17 protein-coding genes and 1 tRNA gene are annotated in these 16,812 nt (G+C 42.7%); 6 read left to right on the top strand and 12 right to left on the bottom strand.

Annotated elements, in window-relative coordinates; genetic code table 11:
- Positions 1-7: 7 nt before the first annotated feature.
- Positions 8-916, top strand: coding sequence for a M48 family metalloprotease (locus CH373_RS16065; RefSeq protein WP_100715119.1), 909 nt, complete (start codon positions 8-10; stop codon positions 914-916).
- 65 nt (positions 917-981) lie between these two features.
- Here CH373_RS16065 and CH373_RS16060 read toward each other — a convergent pair.
- Positions 982-1,053: transfer RNA gene (locus tag CH373_RS16060), tRNA-Pro, on the bottom strand.
- Positions 1,054-1,146: 93 nt separating this feature from the next.
- Here CH373_RS16060 and CH373_RS16055 point away from each other — a divergent pair.
- Both CH373_RS16055 and CH373_RS16050 read left to right on the top strand, forming a co-directional pair.
- Entirely contained in the window at positions 1,147-2,325 is a 1,179-nt protein-coding gene (locus CH373_RS16055) for a DUF2157 domain-containing protein (protein WP_100715118.1), read from the top strand.
- Complete coding sequence (locus CH373_RS16050) at positions 2,322-2,876, top strand: GDYXXLXY domain-containing protein (RefSeq protein WP_165778857.1); 555 nt, start codon at positions 2,322-2,324, stop codon at positions 2,874-2,876. The genes CH373_RS16055 and CH373_RS16050 overlap by 4 nt, the downstream gene beginning before the upstream one ends.
- 6 nt (positions 2,877-2,882) lie before the next feature.
- On the opposite strand, the gene CH373_RS16045 is transcribed toward CH373_RS16050, so the two are convergent.
- The 5 genes from CH373_RS16045 to CH373_RS16025 all read right to left on the bottom strand — a co-directional run bounded on the left by CH373_RS16045 (position 2,883) and on the right by CH373_RS16025 (position 7,600).
- On the bottom strand, positions 2,883-3,764 hold the full coding sequence (locus tag CH373_RS16045) for an NAD(P)-dependent oxidoreductase (protein ID WP_100715116.1): 882 nt from the start codon (positions 3,762-3,764) through the stop codon (positions 2,883-2,885).
- Positions 3,765-3,811: 47 nt separating this feature from the next.
- Entirely contained in the window at positions 3,812-4,561 is a 750-nt protein-coding gene (gene mce, locus CH373_RS16040) for a mammalian cell entry protein Mce (protein ID WP_100715115.1), read from the bottom strand.
- Between the two features lie 82 nt (positions 4,562-4,643).
- Entirely contained in the window at positions 4,644-5,411 is a 768-nt protein-coding gene (locus CH373_RS16035) for an ABC transporter ATP-binding protein (RefSeq protein ID WP_100715114.1), read from the bottom strand.
- A gap of 12 nt (positions 5,412-5,423) precedes the next feature.
- The gene (locus tag CH373_RS16030; protein WP_100715113.1) at positions 5,424-6,203 is read right to left on the bottom strand and encodes an MlaE family ABC transporter permease; all 780 of its coding nucleotides are present in this window, start codon (positions 6,201-6,203) and stop codon (positions 5,424-5,426) included.
- Positions 6,200-7,600, bottom strand: a complete 1,401-nt coding sequence (locus CH373_RS16025; protein ID WP_100715112.1) for a hypothetical protein — start codon at positions 7,598-7,600, stop codon at positions 6,200-6,202. Before CH373_RS16025 ends, CH373_RS16030 begins: the two co-directional genes overlap by 4 nt.
- A gap of 38 nt (positions 7,601-7,638) precedes the next feature.
- On the opposite strand from CH373_RS16025, the gene CH373_RS16020 reads away from it, so the two are divergent.
- Positions 7,639-8,697 carry a D-alanine--D-alanine ligase gene (locus CH373_RS16020; protein ID WP_100715111.1) on the top strand — a complete coding sequence of 353 codons (1,059 nt, stop codon included), beginning with the start codon at positions 7,639-7,641 and terminating at the stop codon, positions 8,695-8,697.
- Positions 8,698-8,754: 57 nt separating this feature from the next.
- On the opposite strand, the gene metW is transcribed toward CH373_RS16020, so the two are convergent.
- Both metW and metX read right to left on the bottom strand, forming a co-directional pair.
- Positions 8,755-9,363 (bottom strand): methionine biosynthesis protein MetW, encoded by a 609-nt coding sequence (gene metW, locus CH373_RS16015; RefSeq protein WP_100715110.1) that lies wholly within the window; start codon positions 9,361-9,363, stop codon positions 8,755-8,757.
- A 25-nt stretch (positions 9,364-9,388) separates the two neighbouring features.
- Positions 9,389-10,483 (bottom strand): homoserine O-acetyltransferase MetX, encoded by a 1,095-nt coding sequence (gene metX / locus CH373_RS16010; protein WP_100715153.1) that lies wholly within the window; start codon positions 10,481-10,483, stop codon positions 9,389-9,391.
- Between the two features lie 407 nt (positions 10,484-10,890).
- On the opposite strand from metX, the gene impL63 reads away from it, so the two are divergent.
- Positions 10,891-12,507 carry a cytoplasmic membrane protein ImpL63 gene (gene impL63 / locus CH373_RS16005; protein WP_243393446.1) on the top strand — a complete coding sequence of 539 codons (1,617 nt, stop codon included), beginning with the start codon at positions 10,891-10,893 and terminating at the stop codon, positions 12,505-12,507.
- A 52-nt stretch (positions 12,508-12,559) separates the two neighbouring features.
- On the opposite strand, the gene CH373_RS16000 is transcribed toward impL63, so the two are convergent.
- From CH373_RS16000 to CH373_RS15985, 4 genes are all read right to left on the bottom strand, one after another.
- Positions 12,560-13,336, bottom strand: a complete 777-nt coding sequence (locus CH373_RS16000) for an RsmE family RNA methyltransferase (protein ID WP_100715108.1) — start codon at positions 13,334-13,336, stop codon at positions 12,560-12,562.
- Positions 13,336-13,779, bottom strand: coding sequence for a hypothetical protein (locus tag CH373_RS15995; protein ID WP_125170045.1), 444 nt, complete (start codon positions 13,777-13,779; stop codon positions 13,336-13,338). Before CH373_RS15995 ends, CH373_RS16000 begins: the two co-directional genes overlap by 1 nt.
- 120 nt (positions 13,780-13,899) lie before the next feature.
- Positions 13,900-14,724, bottom strand: a complete 825-nt coding sequence (gene fcpB / locus CH373_RS15990; protein ID WP_100715106.1) for a flagellar-coiling protein FcpB — start codon at positions 14,722-14,724, stop codon at positions 13,900-13,902.
- A 145-nt stretch (positions 14,725-14,869) separates the two neighbouring features.
- Positions 14,870-16,165 (bottom strand): AAA family ATPase, encoded by a 1,296-nt coding sequence (locus CH373_RS15985; protein ID WP_100715151.1) that lies wholly within the window; start codon positions 16,163-16,165, stop codon positions 14,870-14,872.
- A 75-nt stretch (positions 16,166-16,240) separates the two neighbouring features.
- On the opposite strand from CH373_RS15985, the gene fliN reads away from it, so the two are divergent.
- Positions 16,241-16,780, top strand: coding sequence for a flagellar motor switch protein FliN (gene fliN, locus CH373_RS15980; RefSeq protein WP_100734106.1), 540 nt, complete (start codon positions 16,241-16,243; stop codon positions 16,778-16,780).
- Positions 16,781-16,812 lie beyond the last annotated feature (32 nt).

The following is a 16,812-nucleotide window of genomic DNA, read 5'->3' as shown; positions in this document are numbered from 1 at the left end:
TCTTGGTATGAGGCTTCGGATTTTTCACTACGTTCTTTTAATTTTCCTTTCTCTTTCCGTAACTAGATGCGGCTGGATGGTTGAGTCTTTTTTCCCTCTTACTTTGGATGAACTTTTAGGAAAGCAGTTTTATGAAGCGGCTGTGCTTGGCCAAGAAGGTATGAGAATCAAACACGACGAGAAGCTTCGCTCTTACATACAAGGGATTGCAGATCGGGTACTTCAGTCCAATTTGATCCAATACAAAAAGGATTTTCCTTACAAGGTTACGATCCTGGACGATGATGGCGTGATTAACGCTGTTTGTGCGCCAGGAGGTTATATTTTTGTATATACTGGGTTGCTTCATTTTGTGAAAAACGAGGCTACGTTAGCCGGAATCTTGGCCCACGAGATTGCGCACGCGGAAAAAAGGCATTCTATGAAGCAGCTTTCCTCGAGCATTGCCACATACTTTGCGATTTATATTACTCTTTCCTTTATTTTGGGACCGGAACTCGCCGAACACGCCTCAGGCTGGGCATCCCTATCTTCCAATTTGCTTTCTTTGGCAAATAGTAGAGGCTCAGAAGAGGAAGCCGACGAATTCGGATTTCAGTACATGAGAGCGACTCCTTATTATCCGGGCGCAAGCGCGAATTTCTTTCGTGATATCAAAGCTTGGAGACAAAAACATTTGGGTGAATCCGAAGATTCGATTCCACTCGGAAAATACCTGAGCACTCACCCTTTGGATGATGACAGAATCGCAGAAAGTGAAAGAAGAGTAAAAGAAGCCGGAATCAAAGAGCCGGACGAAAAATCTTTCTTTAAGGAAAGATATACGAAGATGATTCATTCCACGTTAGGGGAATCCAAGAATCAGGAAGAACCAGAGTCCGAACCTAAAAGTACTGACCTTAAAACTTCCAAGTAGTCCTTTGTAGGAATTCCTTCAAATATCGGGAAGATTTCCGTTCTGGAAAATTCCCTATATTTTTTTCGGGATGACTGGATTCGAACCAGCGACCCCTTCGTCCCGAACGAAGTGCGCTACCACTGCGCGACATCCCGATTGGTTCCTTTAAACTGTAGTTTCTTATGGGATGCAAATCTATTTTCTTTAGGTGCTTGACTTAGCAAAAATCCACTCTTAGGATTCTGCGGATGAATTTGAAGGCAAAGCTGCATGCTTGGGTTGCGGCAGGACTGATCCAGTCTTCCCAAGCGGATCGTATTCTGGATTTTGAACATTCCAAAAAAATCCCGTATGCATACTATTCGTTTATTATTCTAGGCATTGTAGTGTTAGCAACCGGGATTGTTGCATTGATTGCAGTCAATTGGGAAGATATTCCGGACTGGTTCAAACTTTCGATTGGATTTGCCCTTTTACTCTCTTTGGGAACGGGGGTGGTCTATTTATCGGAGAAAAAAGGTAGCAATCCGAATTGGCAGCTCTTGCTTGTTTTATTTTTTTCCCTTTTGTGTTTTGGAATGATAGGTTTGATTTCTCAGATCTATCATACGCAAGGAGAGCTCTACCAGGCAACAGGTCTTTGGGCAGCAATGACGTTCTTGCTCGTCCTTACTCATCCTACAAAGACCTTTCTTCACCTTTGGATCTTTTTCTTTTCTTTTTCAGTCTTCGATTGGATTGGCTCTAGGTTGCTATGGACAGAAGTAAAATATTGGTATTCTCTTCTGAATTTAGCTTTTGCCTCGAGTTTTGGAATCCTTGCTTTGGAGTATGAAAAGCATTTAGAAAAAAAAGAAGAAGCAAAGACTTTAGGCTCTAATGTTTTTCTAGTTTGGTGGATCGTTTATTTAGTCGCGGCTTCGATTTTTAGCTCCATATTACGTTTCGATTATGATTTAGGCTCATCAGTATCTGATAATGTTCCTCGGGTTTTTTTCCCGAGATGGATTGCTTTCATCCTCGTGGGATTGCTTTCTGCTTGGGCGTTCTTTTCTAAGGTCAGAATAGGAAAACAAAGGATCGTTTTATTTTTACTTTCGAGCGTGGCATTGATTTTACTTTGTCTGCCTCAGGTGCTGAGCTGGTATGGAAAATTTCCTTCCGCTTTCCTATTCATACTCACTTGGTTTTTCCTTTCCTTCCTTTTCTTTGACTCCAGGAGATGGTTCGATTTTTGTTTGGTAGTAATCGGAATTCGATTTATCTTTATCTATTTTGAAATTTTCGGTTCCTTGCTGGAAACCGCTTGGGGGTTGATCATTTCTGGAGGAGTCATTATTGGAGCGAGCCTTCTGTTTTTCCAACAAAAGGAGAGAATCCGAAACTTCCTTTTACAATTGATTTCTTCCTGGGGAGAGAAGAAGTGAAAAAAAAGATTTTGTCAGTTATAGCTTTCCTGATTCCGGTTCTTGTACTTTTTTCTTTAGTTTTAGATCGAGAAATCGATTTAAGAAAAGGGAAGGTTTTGATTTTGCCGATGACCGGGTATGATCCAGTGGACCTACTTTCCGGACACTATCTTTTGTTTCGACTGGATTTACGCTCTGATGATTTATCTTGCACACTGTTCAAGAGTACGAACAAAGGAATCTCAGAGGCAGGGATAGATTTGCAAGGCAGTGAGAAGGCAACTGACCCTTGTGTATGCTACTCAGAAATGGAACCGACGTATGTGGAATCTTTTCTCAAGAATTGTTCCGAAGAGAATCGGAAGTCTGCGAAATGCTGGGTGTTTTTGAGAGGCACTTGCAAGTGGAACCGATTCGATGTAGATATTCATAAGTATTTTATTCCGGAAGGAAAGGCGAAGGAATACGAGGACAAACTCCGAAAAACAGGGGCAAAACTTAAACTAAGAGTAAACGAAGAAGGAAGAGGAACGATTGAAACGATTCTTTGGAATGAAGAGGGCCAGTAAGAAAATCTAGGTTTTTCCATTCGGAGTGATCTTTGCGGTCACTTCGTTTAGACTGCAAAAATCCATTTCTCCTAGTCCTTCGGAAATTCCGGCATCATAAATTTTTCCCAGGTTAGAACACAAAGGCAATTTTGTATGCAGTTCCTCAGAAAGGTGGAGGGCATGGTATACGTCCTTTCTCATATTCTTGAGTGAAAAATGCGTTTCGTAGTTTCCGGAAAATACATAAGGAAATTTGAATTCAGCAATTCCAGATTTTGCTGCGGATTGCAGTAGGATATCCTTCAAAGTTGCCCAAGAAATTCCGTTTTCTTTTGCGAGCGCGAAACCTTCCATGTATACCTGAAATATTCCTGCTTGTACTAAATTCAGAGCGATTTTTGCCTTTTGTCCATCTCCTACATTCCCGCAATACACCAGATTCTTTCCGCAGATATCAAAGAAGAAGCTAATATCAGCGATTTCGGAAGAATCTTTTGCTCCGACCATAAATAGGATTTGGCCGTCCCTGGAGGCGTTTTTGGAGCCGGTCATCGGTGCATCGAAAAAGAGTATATTATTTTTTTTGCAAGCTTCGTGTATTTTTGCCGTTAGGGCAGGGGATGTGGTTCCGGTATCGATCAGGTATTTGCAGCCGGAAGAAAGGATTCCGTTTTGGAAGACAGTTTCCTCTACGACGGAATCCTCCGTTAAACATAAGACTACTAAATGTGAATTTTTGGCGGCATCTAGTACGTTTGGAAAGATATGCACTTTAGAAGATTCGAAGTGCTGGATTTTATTTAGGTTTCTTGCATACAGTCTTAGTGGAATGTTTCGAGCCGAAAGGTTTTGGGCCATTCCGCTTCCCATAATTCCCGTGCCAATGATCGATACATTAGGTTCCATATGATTCTAATGTATCGAATAGCTCGCAGAAAGCGCAATGAAAATACTTAGAACGAGCTAAGAGCAGCTCGGATAAAACTCGTGACAGGAGCTTGTTCCCGAGTATCTTCTAACCCTTCTCGCAACTCTCTGATTACGATTTGTGCGTCGGTTAACACAGTGTTGATGTTAGTGTGAAGATCGTCCCTGTTGATCAACCTTCCCAAAGTTCCGTCGCCGGTATTTACTTTGGTGGTGATGTCTGCGATATTCGAAAAGGTCCTGCGTATATCTCCGCGGTTCTCAGCAATCAACTCGGAAAGAGAAACCAGTGGATCTTGCAAGACCCTACCTTTTAAGGAAGCTCCAGCTTCATAATTTACCGGTTGATACACTTTACCGACTTCTAATTTAGATTCTGGCGGAGGTTCCATGGAGCCAGGGTCTATCGAAATCACTCTTCCGGCCAAAAGACTTTCGTTCCGTATCGTGATATCATAATTTTCGTACAATTTGATCTTTTCTTTCAGAAGGATGGAGACTTCGACTCTGGTGGCGACTCCTACCTCTCCCTCAGGCATAACGTTTCCTTCGTCGTCTATTTGAATCAATCGAATGGAAGAAACGTATCCGAAGGGAACGCCTTGCACAGTGACCTTGTTTCCTACTTTGATTCCTTCGGAGTTCTTAAAATTAATTTTCAGGAACTCTCCTCTTCTTTGAATCGGTCCACCCTCGGTTACTACGGTAAAATATCCGATAACCACAAGCGCGGCAGAAAAAATGGCTCCAACCATCAAATAGCGAAAGGATTTCATTGTTTAGTCGAGCTCCACTTTAATTAGTATCGGCATTTCGGATTCGGGTATTTCGCTTAGCATTTGATGAATCGAAAAAGTGTCAGGATTTGGTTTCCAAAACCATTGGACCTTTGGTATGTCCTAGGACGAATTGTTGCACAAATTCATTCGTGGAATTTTTGACTTCATCCGGATTCCCGGTGAATAGTACATTTCCTCCGTAAAAAAACGAAATTCGATCAGCGATCATATAGGCGCTAGACATATCGTGAGTTACAACTACCTGTGCGGCTCCGGTTTCTTTTTGGATTCGGATGATCAATTCATTGATTACGTTCGACATGACGGGGTCCAGACCAGAAGTGGGTTCGTCATAAAGTATGATTTCTGGATTGGAAGCGATTGCTCTTGCTAGCCCGGCTCTCTTTTTCATTCCACCGGAAATGTCATTGGGAAAATTGTCTTTGGCGATTGTCATATCTACTAAACGCAACTTCTCATTTACGATTTTCTGAATTTCCTCTTCTGGGAATAACTTATGTTCGCGCAATGGAAGTGCCACATTATCAAAGACAGTCATCCAGTTGATCAAAGCTCCGGATTGAAAAAGTACTCCCATGCGAGCTCTTAGATTTTTTTTGACTGCCTCTTCTTCGTGAGAAATCTTTTCTCCAAAGATTCTGCATTCTCCGTTGTCTGGGTCCAAAAGCCCGGTGATATGCTTCAGAGTCACCGATTTGCCCGTACCTGAAGGTCCGAGGATCACCATGGTTTCTCCCTTTTTCACCTGCAGATTCATTCCTTTTAAAATCTTTCTTTGTCCGAAAGATTTGTGAACGTTTACGAGCTCGATCGCGTAATTTTCCATTGGATCCTAATTCTATTGTCTGTAGAAGAGTGCTGTAATCACGTATCCGAAGAAGATTACCATAAGAAACGAAGTTACGACAGATTCTCGAGTCGCTTGTCCTACACCGATCGCTCCTCCTGATGTTCTTAATCCGTGAGAACATGAGATGGAAGAGATGATTAGTCCAAATACATACCCTTTGAACAATCCTGTATACAAATCTTTTAGACCTGGGATGGACGTAATTCGGTCATATACATCTTGAAAATAAACAATATACTCTATCCCTAATTGAAAATGACCTACGATTGCTCCACCTAAGATTCCTAAGATGGTGGAATAGACGCATAGAACCGGAACCATAATCGAAAAACCGAATATTCTAGGAAATACAAGAAACCGAACGGGGTCTATTGACATCACTTCTAAAGCGTCGATTTCCTCGGAGACTTTCATCGTACCGATTTCGGCGGCCATAGCGGAGCCTATGGACGCGGCTAGGATGAGCGCGGTCATGAACGGAGACATTTCTCGGGTCAGAGTGATCGTAAGAAGCAAACCAATCTGTCCTTCTGCACCAAAGTCTTTCAAGCCTAGACCGGTGTTTAAAGTTAAGATCATCCCGGTAAAAACCGCGACGACGGAAACTACGAACAAGCTACCGACTCCGGCGATATACATCTGGTCCAGGATTTCCCTTCTCTTATCCACGGAAAATCTGAGATTTAAAAAGCTTTCCACAATCAAAAGAATCGTGTAGCCGGCAGCGTAAAGAGACTGGTTGATCTGCTCTTTTAGCAATGAAATCATATTCGGATAAACCAAAGAAGCTGGATGGATTTTTTTCCTCCATCGTTTTCGTATCCGAAAAATCCGTATAAAAATTTGTAGGAGGTCTTTTCCGGAGTGACGGACAGCTCTACCAAAAACGGAACATGAACGTGAAATTCATCCTTTGTCCATCTCTGTGTATACAATCTCATCAAAAGCGAAAGCCTCCTTTCTCCGTTTGTCAGTCTTTGGTACTCTACAATAGACCAAATCGGATCCCAGATTCTTTCGATCGCTTCGGATTTGATCGGAAACAGAGAGAGAAAGTTCCAGGAAAGGTTCCCGTTTCTATCCTCGTGCCAGCGGAACAGGGGCCAGAGTTTATAATAGGTTTCCTCTCGTCCCCATTGTACATAGTTCCGATTTAACTTCCACCAAAAGGGGATCAAATAGGTTTCGGAAGATTTAATATGATACGTGTCGGAACTGAGACGAAAGTAAAAGGGAGTGAAAAATCTGGTTTCCTTGAAAGCGTACCGGTAGTAACCGTAAAATGGAAAGAAAATTAATTTTCTATAATCTTCATCGTCGTTCCTTCCATACTGAAAGATAAAATACAGAAAATTCAAATCCCTTTCTTGGGTCCTTCGATCGTAACCGTAACTGAACAGTGAGCCCAAGATCGGGAACCATAAAAAAGCTCTGGCCTTCATATTTCCGAAAGCGGAATCCTTGGAGAGATAAAAGGGCCAGAACATCCAATACGATACAGGCTCTCTTTTATCCTGAAGGGTCTCTCCCCATTGAAAAAAAGGCCACAATACGGAGTAACGTTCATACTTACCTTTATGCACCTTTTTGGAGAAAAAGGGGAACAACCGAAACTCGCTTCTAAGATTGGAAGATCCGTACAGAAAAATCGGCCAAAGTACAGAGTGGGCGGAATAAGTTTTGTATTTCCAACCGGCATAGATTGGAAACAGAGTAAAATTCAATTCAGAGTAGGATAATTTGTTCCTAAGCCTTCCGTAAAAAGGAAAGAATCCGAAATAGTTTTCGCGGGCTGAATCTCCGCTTCCCCAGATCAAAAGTGGGCTCAAAGTATCGTTTTCCCAGCCCTGGTCCTCGTGGTAAGTATCCGTACCGGTTGCAAAAAACAGCACAGACTGTACTCTCCAGTAATTAGTCTCTTCGGAATAATACAAAGGGAAGAGCAGGGTTCTAAATGTGTAGTTCGATTTACTTTCCCTATAAAAAGAGAAAAACGGACGAAAGATCTTTTCCTCCTCTCCTTGTCTTTTTTCGCTTTCGTACAAAAACCAAAATTGGCTATATTCGGACGGAAAAGGAGAAATTGGCCGAAGAGGAAATTCGGAAAATAGACTTTCCGTACAAGTGAGCCAGAATAGGATGAGGGTTAAGGTTCGGATTCGCATCCTATAACACTCGTCCTAAGCTAGTAAAGGAGTTATCGTTGCTTAAAATTGCAGTACTATTCGGAGGGACATCTTCGGAACATAGAATATCCCTGAGAACAGGTGAGTTCATATGTAGGACTCTCGATTCTATGGGACACAAGGTCAAACCCATTCTAATTACGCAGGATGGCAACTGGGTGCTCCCTAGTAAGTATCGGCTTTTGTTACCTGACAACACAGCCTTGGACCCTGATTCCTACCAAAATCGTTTCGAAGAATTGCACCAAGCAAAGGCGGGTCCTTTTTTGGGTCTGGATTGCGATATCGTATTTCTGGGATTGCACGGCGGTCAGGGAGAAGACGGCTCCATCCAGGGATTTTTATCTGTGCTCGGAATTCCGTTCACTGGTTCCGGGGTAAAAGCTTCTGCATTAGCCATGGATAAGATAGGCGCGAACAAAGTCTTCCAGCAGAGTGGAATGAATGTAGCTCCTTTTTGGGAATTACGCAAAAAAGATTACGAATCCAAAGAGATCAGTTTGGATTCACTTCCTTTGGAATTTCCACTTTTCTTAAAACCTGTGCACGGTGGATCCAGCGTGAATACATTCAGAGTGGATTCCAAACACCAGCTCGCGGAAAAACTTTCGGTTTTCTTTGAAAAAGAAGAACACGCGATACTCCAAAAATTCCTCTCCGGAACTGAAGTTTCCTGCGGAGTTTGGGAGCATAAGAAAAACGGAAAGCGCAAACTCGAAGTTTTACCTCCTACGGAAATTCTTCCCGGGGGAGAATTCTTTGACATGGATTCCAAGTACAAGCCTGGACTCTCCCAGGAAATCACTCCTGCGAGATTAGAGACGAACATCATTCGTAGAATTCAGGAACAAGCAATTCTCGCGCACCAAATACTAGGTTGCGAAGGATATTCCCGCTCCGATTTTATCGTGGTGGAAGGAACTCCTTTTATCCTAGAAACCAATACTCTTCCCGGTATGACTGAAACCAGTTTGATTCCGCAACAAGCAAAAGCCGCCGGAATTACGATGGAAGAAATCTATGCAGCTCTGATCGATTTGGGAATGGAGAGAGCGGGAAAAATTCCGGTAAGCTAGGCGAAGGACAACCAGAGTATAGAAACTAGAAGGATTGATTCGGAATCCGGTGTATGTTTATCGAATTTGAAACAAAGCCAACTTTGCAAAAAAGTTGGGCTGGAATTTGATTTGCATAAGATCTCTAAAAAACGCCCGATCTTCGATCGTAAATTTTTGGATCTGACAAAATTCTATAAAATCAAGTACGGATAGAAAGTGCAGGTTCGGAGTATCAAACCAACGATAGGGGAGTAAATCAGTTACAGGAGTCTTTCCTTGGAATAAGATCTTAAATCGAACTTCCCAGTATCCAAAATTCGGAAATACTACAATTACTCTTTTTCCGATCCTTAGGCATTCTTTTATGATCTTACCTGGATGCCTGGTTTCTTGTATGGTTTGATTTAGGATGACGCAATCGAACTTTTTATCCTCGTGGTGTTCCAAGCCTTCGTCAATATCCCCGTGGTGTACATAGACACCCTTTTTGATACATTCTACGATTGCATCCTCATCCTTTTCGATTCCTTGTCCCCAGATCCCTTTTTGCTTCAGTAAGTACAGAAGATCACCGTTTCCGCAACCAAGGTCCAAGACTCGAGCCCCAGAAGGAATTACGGAGAGGATATAATCGAAATCCGGTCTTTGGATGATTTTGGATTCGGAATCGGAGATGCCTTTCATTTTTTGTAATATATATTTTTCTAAATTAATTGGCGTGATCTAAGAATCCGGCGATCACATCAGATTGCTTTGAGTTCGGCAGAAGGAAACTGTCGTGTCCCTCTTTGGATTGCAACTCTACGTAAAACACTCGTTTATCGGACGCTTCTAGGCTTTTTACGATTTCCCTAGATTGAGCCGGCGGATAAAGCCAGTCTGAACTATAAGAAATGACTAGAAATTTGCATCTTGCGGGTCTAAGCGCTGCGGTCAGTTCTTTTCCTTTACCTAAACTAAAATGGTCCAAGGCTTTCGTTACGTAAATATAAGAATTCGCGTCGAATCGGTCGACAAAACTTTCACCCTGGTAGATCAGATAACTTCCTACTGCAAAATCAGAATTCAAAAGGTTACCGCTTGGAGGATTTCTGCCGAATTTCTCCCTCATTTTATCGTCCGAAAGATAGGTGATATGTCCTACCATTCGAGCGAGTGCCAATCCTTTGCGAGGAGCATTTTCGTCATAAAGACCTTCGTTCCAATTCGGATCCGCCAAGATAGCTTGTCTGCCCACTTCGTTGAATGCGATCTGCATCGCTGAGTGTTCAGGCGCAGACGCTAGAATAATGCAATTCGTGAGCGACTCAGGGTAGGAAATACTCCATTGAAGCGCTTGCATCCCGCCCATCGAACCTCCCGCCACACAATGCAGGACTTCGATTCCAAAACTTTCTACGAGCAGTTTCTGAGCCTTGACCATGTCCGAAATAGAAACGAACGGAAAGCTAGACCCGTATTGTCTGCCGCTGACCGGATTGATTGTAAGTGGACCGGAAGAACCTTTGCATCCCCCAATCACATTGGAAGAGATCACAAAGAACTTTTCGGTATCGAAGGCTTTTCCCGGACCTATATATTCATCCCACCAGCCGGGTCTTTTGTCTTCCCGACTATGGTAGCCGGCTGCGTGCGCATCTCCGGAGAGTGCATGGCAAACTAAGATTGCGTTATCTTTTTGTTCGTTCAGCTTACCATACGTTTCATAGGCTAAGATAAGTGGAGAAAGAAGTGATCCGTTGTCCAGGCGCAGGTCTGGCAGAGTAATCGATTGGGTTTTTACAATTCCTAGATTCGAAGTCACGCCTTTGTTTCGCAAAATGTTTGGTTCTACTTTTGTCAATTTAGTAGATATGCTCAAAAAATAATCAATAAAAATACGCTAAAATAAATAAATAATTTGATATAGCGGATACGAAGAAAAAAAACAGTTGGTTGAATTGAAATTCAGTTCTTCTAATAGAAATTAATTTCCTAAAACTGTTGTGGCTTCGTAAAATCACGGGTTTAGGTCATGGAATGTGTGACAGAATATTCAGAATTTGGCAGTTCGTTACGATATTATGGATACGCATTTCTAGATCTTTTTTAGGATACGATTTAGTTCGAATTCATCATTAGGTCAGGTTCATGGGATCTTGTAAAAAGAATACTGGTAACATTTCGTTCATCGTGCCTTGGGTGCTCGGATTTTTGTGCTTTTTGCTGCCAATGATCGTGCCCGCGGATTTGCACGCCCAACTTTGGGTACCTCCCGGAAGACAGTTCCAACAACCACCTGATCCGTTCACTTTTGATGCTGGTATCAATAAGTTTAATAAGGATTATTACTTCTACGTTGCTCCCACTCTCAACTTAGACTTTGGAGGAGAATTCGGTCTTTCTCTCACCGCTCCAATGAACTTCTTGGCTTATGATGTGGATCCAAAAGATCCTACGCAAAAAATCGGATCGCTTCGTAAAATAGACTACGACCAGAAGTCGGATTACTTGAGGGTAATCAATCATATCTGGTACGGTACTTACGGTTTATACAAACCCGGAGAAGTGACCTTTTCTTTTTTCGCTGGGAAAATATTCGATGGTTATATTGGGCACGGGACCATCGTGAACCGATACGTAAACAACCAAAGGATCGATATATATAACGCCGGTTTGATGGCGGACTTCAACACTGACTTTGGTGGTGTGCAAGTATTTACAAATTCGGTCTATACGAGAGAAGTCGCTGCAGGTAGAGTCTATATTCGGCCGTTTGCAATCGCATTCAAACTTTTTGATATACTTACTGGCCGCGACAAGTTTTTCACTATGCTGACAGTGGGACAGGGAAGCGTGCTAGATGAAGCCGGTAGAAAAAAAGTATACGAAGAAGCTGGAGTAGAGGGGGAGGACAGAGAGAAATATAGAGCTTTGGTCGAAGACCAAAAAACGAAAGAGCAAAAAGAGGAAATGATTCCTGCGGATAAAAAGAAAGAGGATAAGGAAAGCACTAGCAAAAGGCTAAGAGAATTCTTTAATCAGGATAATTTCACGAACAGATTTGCAATCGGATATACGACCGCCTTTGATAATAAAGCACCGACCCAACTACAATTCGATACCACAGGTAGACTCAGATTAGATTCTAATAATAATCCTCAGGTGGACGAAACTCAAAAGCTTCAGATCGAAGGATTCGATGCAGAATACAAACTATTGAGTGCAAAGTACGTGGAGCTGACTCCTTATTACGATATCAATAAAATCAAAACTTTGGATGGGACCAAGGGCACTCACTACGGCGCTATGCTCAGACTAGGTGGTAAAGATATCTACGTCAAAATAAAGCCAGAATATCGAAATATGAATTCGAATTACATCCCGATGTATTTCGACAGCTTTTATGAGATAGAAAGATACCAGGCGAACGTGTCTTCCAAGATTCCAGAAACTAAATTGGAGCACGCAAAGCTGGCGGATCCGGACGGACCAAAGCTAAAAGGGAATTTCACTTCCGTTATATTCAATTTTTATAGATTGTCCTTGGAAGCGAACTACGAGAATTATTCCGGTCCGGACAATTCTCGTATCTTCGTAGGTCTATATATTCCGTTTGGAACTACTCTTTTGATTTCCGGCTACTATACGAAGAAGAATTTCAACGAAAACAAAGAGGCCTTCAAGTTGGACAATAACTCTGTGGGTGCGATCGAAGTCGCTTTGAATCTTGGATTTATCAGTTTAAAAGTTCAGAATGTAAGAAGATGGGTCTATGACTCCACATCAAATCAGTTCATCGCAAACGATGAGCAGAAAGTACTTTTTTCCAGCGCAGTAAACTTTTAAGGAATTCGATAGAACCGTTCTGTTCGGGAATGGTTCTTTTTGGACTTGGAATTTATTTTCGTGCAAGTATTTCTTCCCATCGGGACAACAAGAAAGCCAGAGCCTGCTCCGTCCTGAGAACTTTGCTAGAAACTTTCACCGGTTTGCATCCAGCTTCGGATAATATCTTTTTTTCTCTCTTGGACCACCCGGGTTCGGGTCCGAGTAAAAATACGGAATCAGAAAGAAATCCAGGATTGGAGCTGAAGTAGACAGATAAATCGGAACCCTTTCTGTCCAAGTAGTACATGTTTTTGTTTTTTTCTAGAATTCGATCTAGCAAAGATTTAGTTTGTAGTTTTGGGCTGAGATGATTTCCGGCCGAACTAAAATTCAATTTCACTACTGGGTCGTACGCATTCCAGCCTTGTTCCATTCCGATTCTAAGTTCCGATCGAATTACTTCGGATTTCCATATCGGGGAGGTGAAATACTCCTTTCTGGAAAGATCCGTGGCAAAAAATTCCAGTTCGTGCACTCCCCAGGTCCCGGAAAGCTGCAACAATTTCTCTACAGTAGGTGGTCTCTGGATCGCAGACCATAGAATCAGTTTCGGCGACCTTCTACTCGGAACTAACAAGGGTCTGTAAGTTCCTACAATGGAGGTTTCGTCCATTTTTTCGATTCTAAAAATCCCGATCGATCTGTTTGCTAGGGCAGTTTTTAACCTATCCCCCGGATTCTTTTTTAAGATTTTTTGAATATGTTGAACGACTCTAGGACTTTTCAGTTCGAACTTGTTCGCAGTATTCGAGATCGCGTCTTCATTTGATAGAAGAAGCAAATTCATTAGATTTGGTACTGAGGTTCTTCTTCGGAATCCGAAGGTGGATTAGGAGGAGGTTCCTGAGGAACTTGCTGCTGATCAGGAGGTGCTTCTTCCCATTCGATTCTGACTTTTTCAGATTCTTTTCCTGCAGGAAAAAAACAGGTGCGGATAATTCCGATGAGTACGAAGGCTATTAAAATATTACGAGCGAGCCTTTTACTGAACTCTCTATATTTGGAACTAAAAGTCGGGGCTTGGTGTCCTCCATTTCGAATTGTGCGAAACGGATTTTCCCATTGAAACTGGTGGTCTGGAGTAGATTCCGTATTCTTCTTTCGGAAACGGTCTCTTAGATTTTCAAAATGTTTACGTAGAAAAAGTGAAAATCCTTTGAGAGATCGGTTATGCTCCGGCTCTTGGTCTGAATTTTCAGATTCTAAAGCTCCGCCCTGGTATGCAGACAAATCAGAGGGATCGAAAAGAAAGGAGTAATTACAACGAGGACATCGTACCTGCACCTTTCCGAGATCCAGAGGAAGTCGGAGAGGTGTTTGGCACGAAAAACAGGGGAGAATATACCGCACTTAGTAATGCAGAGATTCTTTTAGAACTTCTACGTTTTCCTTATAGTTGTCATTCCCCAACTGATCATTATAATCAAAGATCTTGGTGAAAAGGCGATCAAAGGCGTCCAGATGTTTGATATAGAAATTCTTTTTGAACTGATTTCTGGTGGTGTGGGTCTTAGTATTTTCCATGCTCGCCAGAATGTACTTACCAACTCCTTTTTCACCTGGAGTTTCAGAACGTCCGAATTCCGGATAACCGTTTCTTTGGTAGTACAGCTCTATCTTATCATTGTGAGCAGGTTGCGAATTTGGTCCTCTGTCGATGACATCGGAAACCGCCTTGTCCTCGATCATGTAGTTATTCTTATAAACTCTGCTGATGATTTTCGAAATATTACGAGGAGGCTCCATACGAGGATCCGGATCGTTTGAGTTTGCGCCTTCAAAATACAATTCCATGTATTTCGCTAGACCACCTTGCACGAGCCTACCTTGTCCTCTTTCCTCATCTCGGATAAAGTCGTAAACTTCAACGCGGATGCAGTTATTTGCAGGATCTTCCTGGTTCACTGCTGCTACACATTCGTCCGCGGTTCCCTTTCCTTTAAAAAGAACTGTGCGGAAAGGAAGGATTCTCACCTTCATTTTCATGAGTACAGTATGTCTAGTGAGTCTTTGATTCAGTTCAAATACTCTTTCATCTAAACCTTTTTCCGTCTCTAGGATCGCTGTTCCAGCTTGAAGGTCTTCTCTTTTCTGGCCTTTGGTTTGTTGGTCCTGTGCATGGACCAGGCCACTTATCGCCAAAATGGCTAGGCAAAACACGAATTTGCTTTTCATCGTCCCCTATTCCTTGGTCTTTAAAGCGGTATTAGAAAGATTCGGTTTTATCCGAAAAAATCCTGTCTTAAATATCGGTGAAATACTTTTCAAAATTAAATGGTCAGCTTCAGATTTTTAGTCTGAAACCCAAGGAAATTCCGGTTTATTTTCCGTGTTTTCCACTGGTTTCTAAGTACAGTTCATACGGTGGGGGAAGCGGACTCAATCCTTTTTCGATCAAATTGGCGGCCCATCTGCGTTCCGTAAAATCGCAATAGTCTCTCAAATCTCGACCGGATTTGCCCTCCAACCTCTTTGCGATTTCAGTCCTTTCATTTAGCGACAAATGTAAAGCGTAGTTTCCTAATATTGCGGCCCTTTCTTCCAAATTCGGTAACGGAAAATACACGGATCGATCAAAGCGTGAGACCAAGGCTCTATCCAGATCCTGTTTTCTGTTGGTAGCCCCTAGGGTAATTGATTTTTGGCCTCCTTCGAATCCGTCCAGTTTTCGGAGTAAAACAGAAAGTATGTTTCTAGTTGCTTCGAACAATCCGTCGTCTCTAGAGCCTGCTAAGGAATCTATTTCGTCCAAAAAAAGTAAGCAAGAAGGGAATAGAGATGCTGCATCGAACACATAAGCCATGTTTTGCGCGCTTTCTCCGTAGTATTTGCTCAGAATGGATTCCACTGGTACGTAAATGAGGGGGATTCCAGTCATACAGGATACTACTTTTGCCATTGTAGTCTTTCCCACGCCCGGCTCTCCTTCGAGCAAGACCGCTCTGGGCTTGGTTCTGCCAGGAAACTTTCGGGTCATCTTTGCAACTTCTTCGAATGTTCCTGGAGATTTTAAAGGAAGGATAATGGATTCTAAAATCTGCCTTTTTACTTCTTCGTATCCTGCGATTGCATCGAAGGTAAACCAATCTCCTTTTTGCTTTGCTTCTTCGGGATCATAGACTTCGATTCCGAGTCGGATCAGCAGATCTTTTGGATTCTGGATGGATTCCTTTCTAGATTGTCTCAAGAAGCGAAACAGATCGATTGCGGCAAAGATTTCTTCTCTAGTGAAATCTCCTCTTTTCGTGATCTCTACTCGGTTTTGGGTCCTACCTTGATAAAATCTGAATTTGGCATTATCTAGAAGGTTTTTTGTCTCGAACAGATTTTCGTTTAAAGCCTGGAGACAGTAATAGCCGGGTTCAAAAGTATGTACCCGCAGGTTTTCTACGTGATTTTTCACGATTTGCATGCAGTCCAAAAGTTGGGACTTTTCTAGAACAGGGCAGGGGAATTCTATCTTTAGGTCCTTCTTATCCGGGCCAAAGCTAGGTATTTCCGAATCAGAAGCTCCTGTGGAGAGCAATTCCGAGGTTAGCAATTCTTTAGCAGATCTAAAATCTAGGGTGCTGGATGGGGAGGGCCTGGAGGGTGGGTTCCAATCTTCTGGTTTCATACGAAAAGAATTTCTCTTGTAATATCTGTCGGTCCTGTCGAAGAATTTAGAAAGGCCTAAAAGGAGGCAACCCTTATGGGTGAAGGATCTCTCTCCCAAGAAGATATAGACGCGCTACTCACAGGTTCCGCACCCCCAAGTCCGGGAGGTGGCGGCGGTGGAGGCGGTGGCGCCGATTTTAATCTGAGTGGAGAATTGGACTCTCTTTTGGGAGACGCCGGTGGTGGAGGTGGCTCTGCCGGTGGCGGCGGTGGAGGGGGAGGAGCTCCTTCGTTTGCGGATATCGCGGCTGCTTTGGGACCTTCGAGTACACCTGCTCCGCCGAAGCAAGCACAGAGATCCGCTTCTGTTTCTTCGAATACAGCGAACTTAAATTTATTATTAGATGTACATATCGCGCTCACAGTTGAACTGGGTCGCACCAATATGTTTATTAAAGATGTACTGGCATTGAGCGAAGGTGCTGTGGTGGAGCTGGATAACGCGGTCGGAGAGGAACTAGATATCCTTGCGAATGGAAAGCTCGTAGGAAAGGGAAGACTCGTACTGTTAGATGATTACTACGGAATCAAGATCACAGAGATCTTGGATCCGGATCGCAGAATGATGATGTAAGAACCGAGCGAAGTCCGGTGGATCCAAATTAG

The organism is Leptospira perolatii, assembly GCF_002811875.1.
Lineage (GTDB): Bacteria > Spirochaetota > Leptospiria > Leptospirales > Leptospiraceae > Leptospira_B > Leptospira_B perolatii.
Note: the sequence above shows the minus strand (reverse complement) of the source record. Positions and strands in the feature narration are given on the sequence as shown.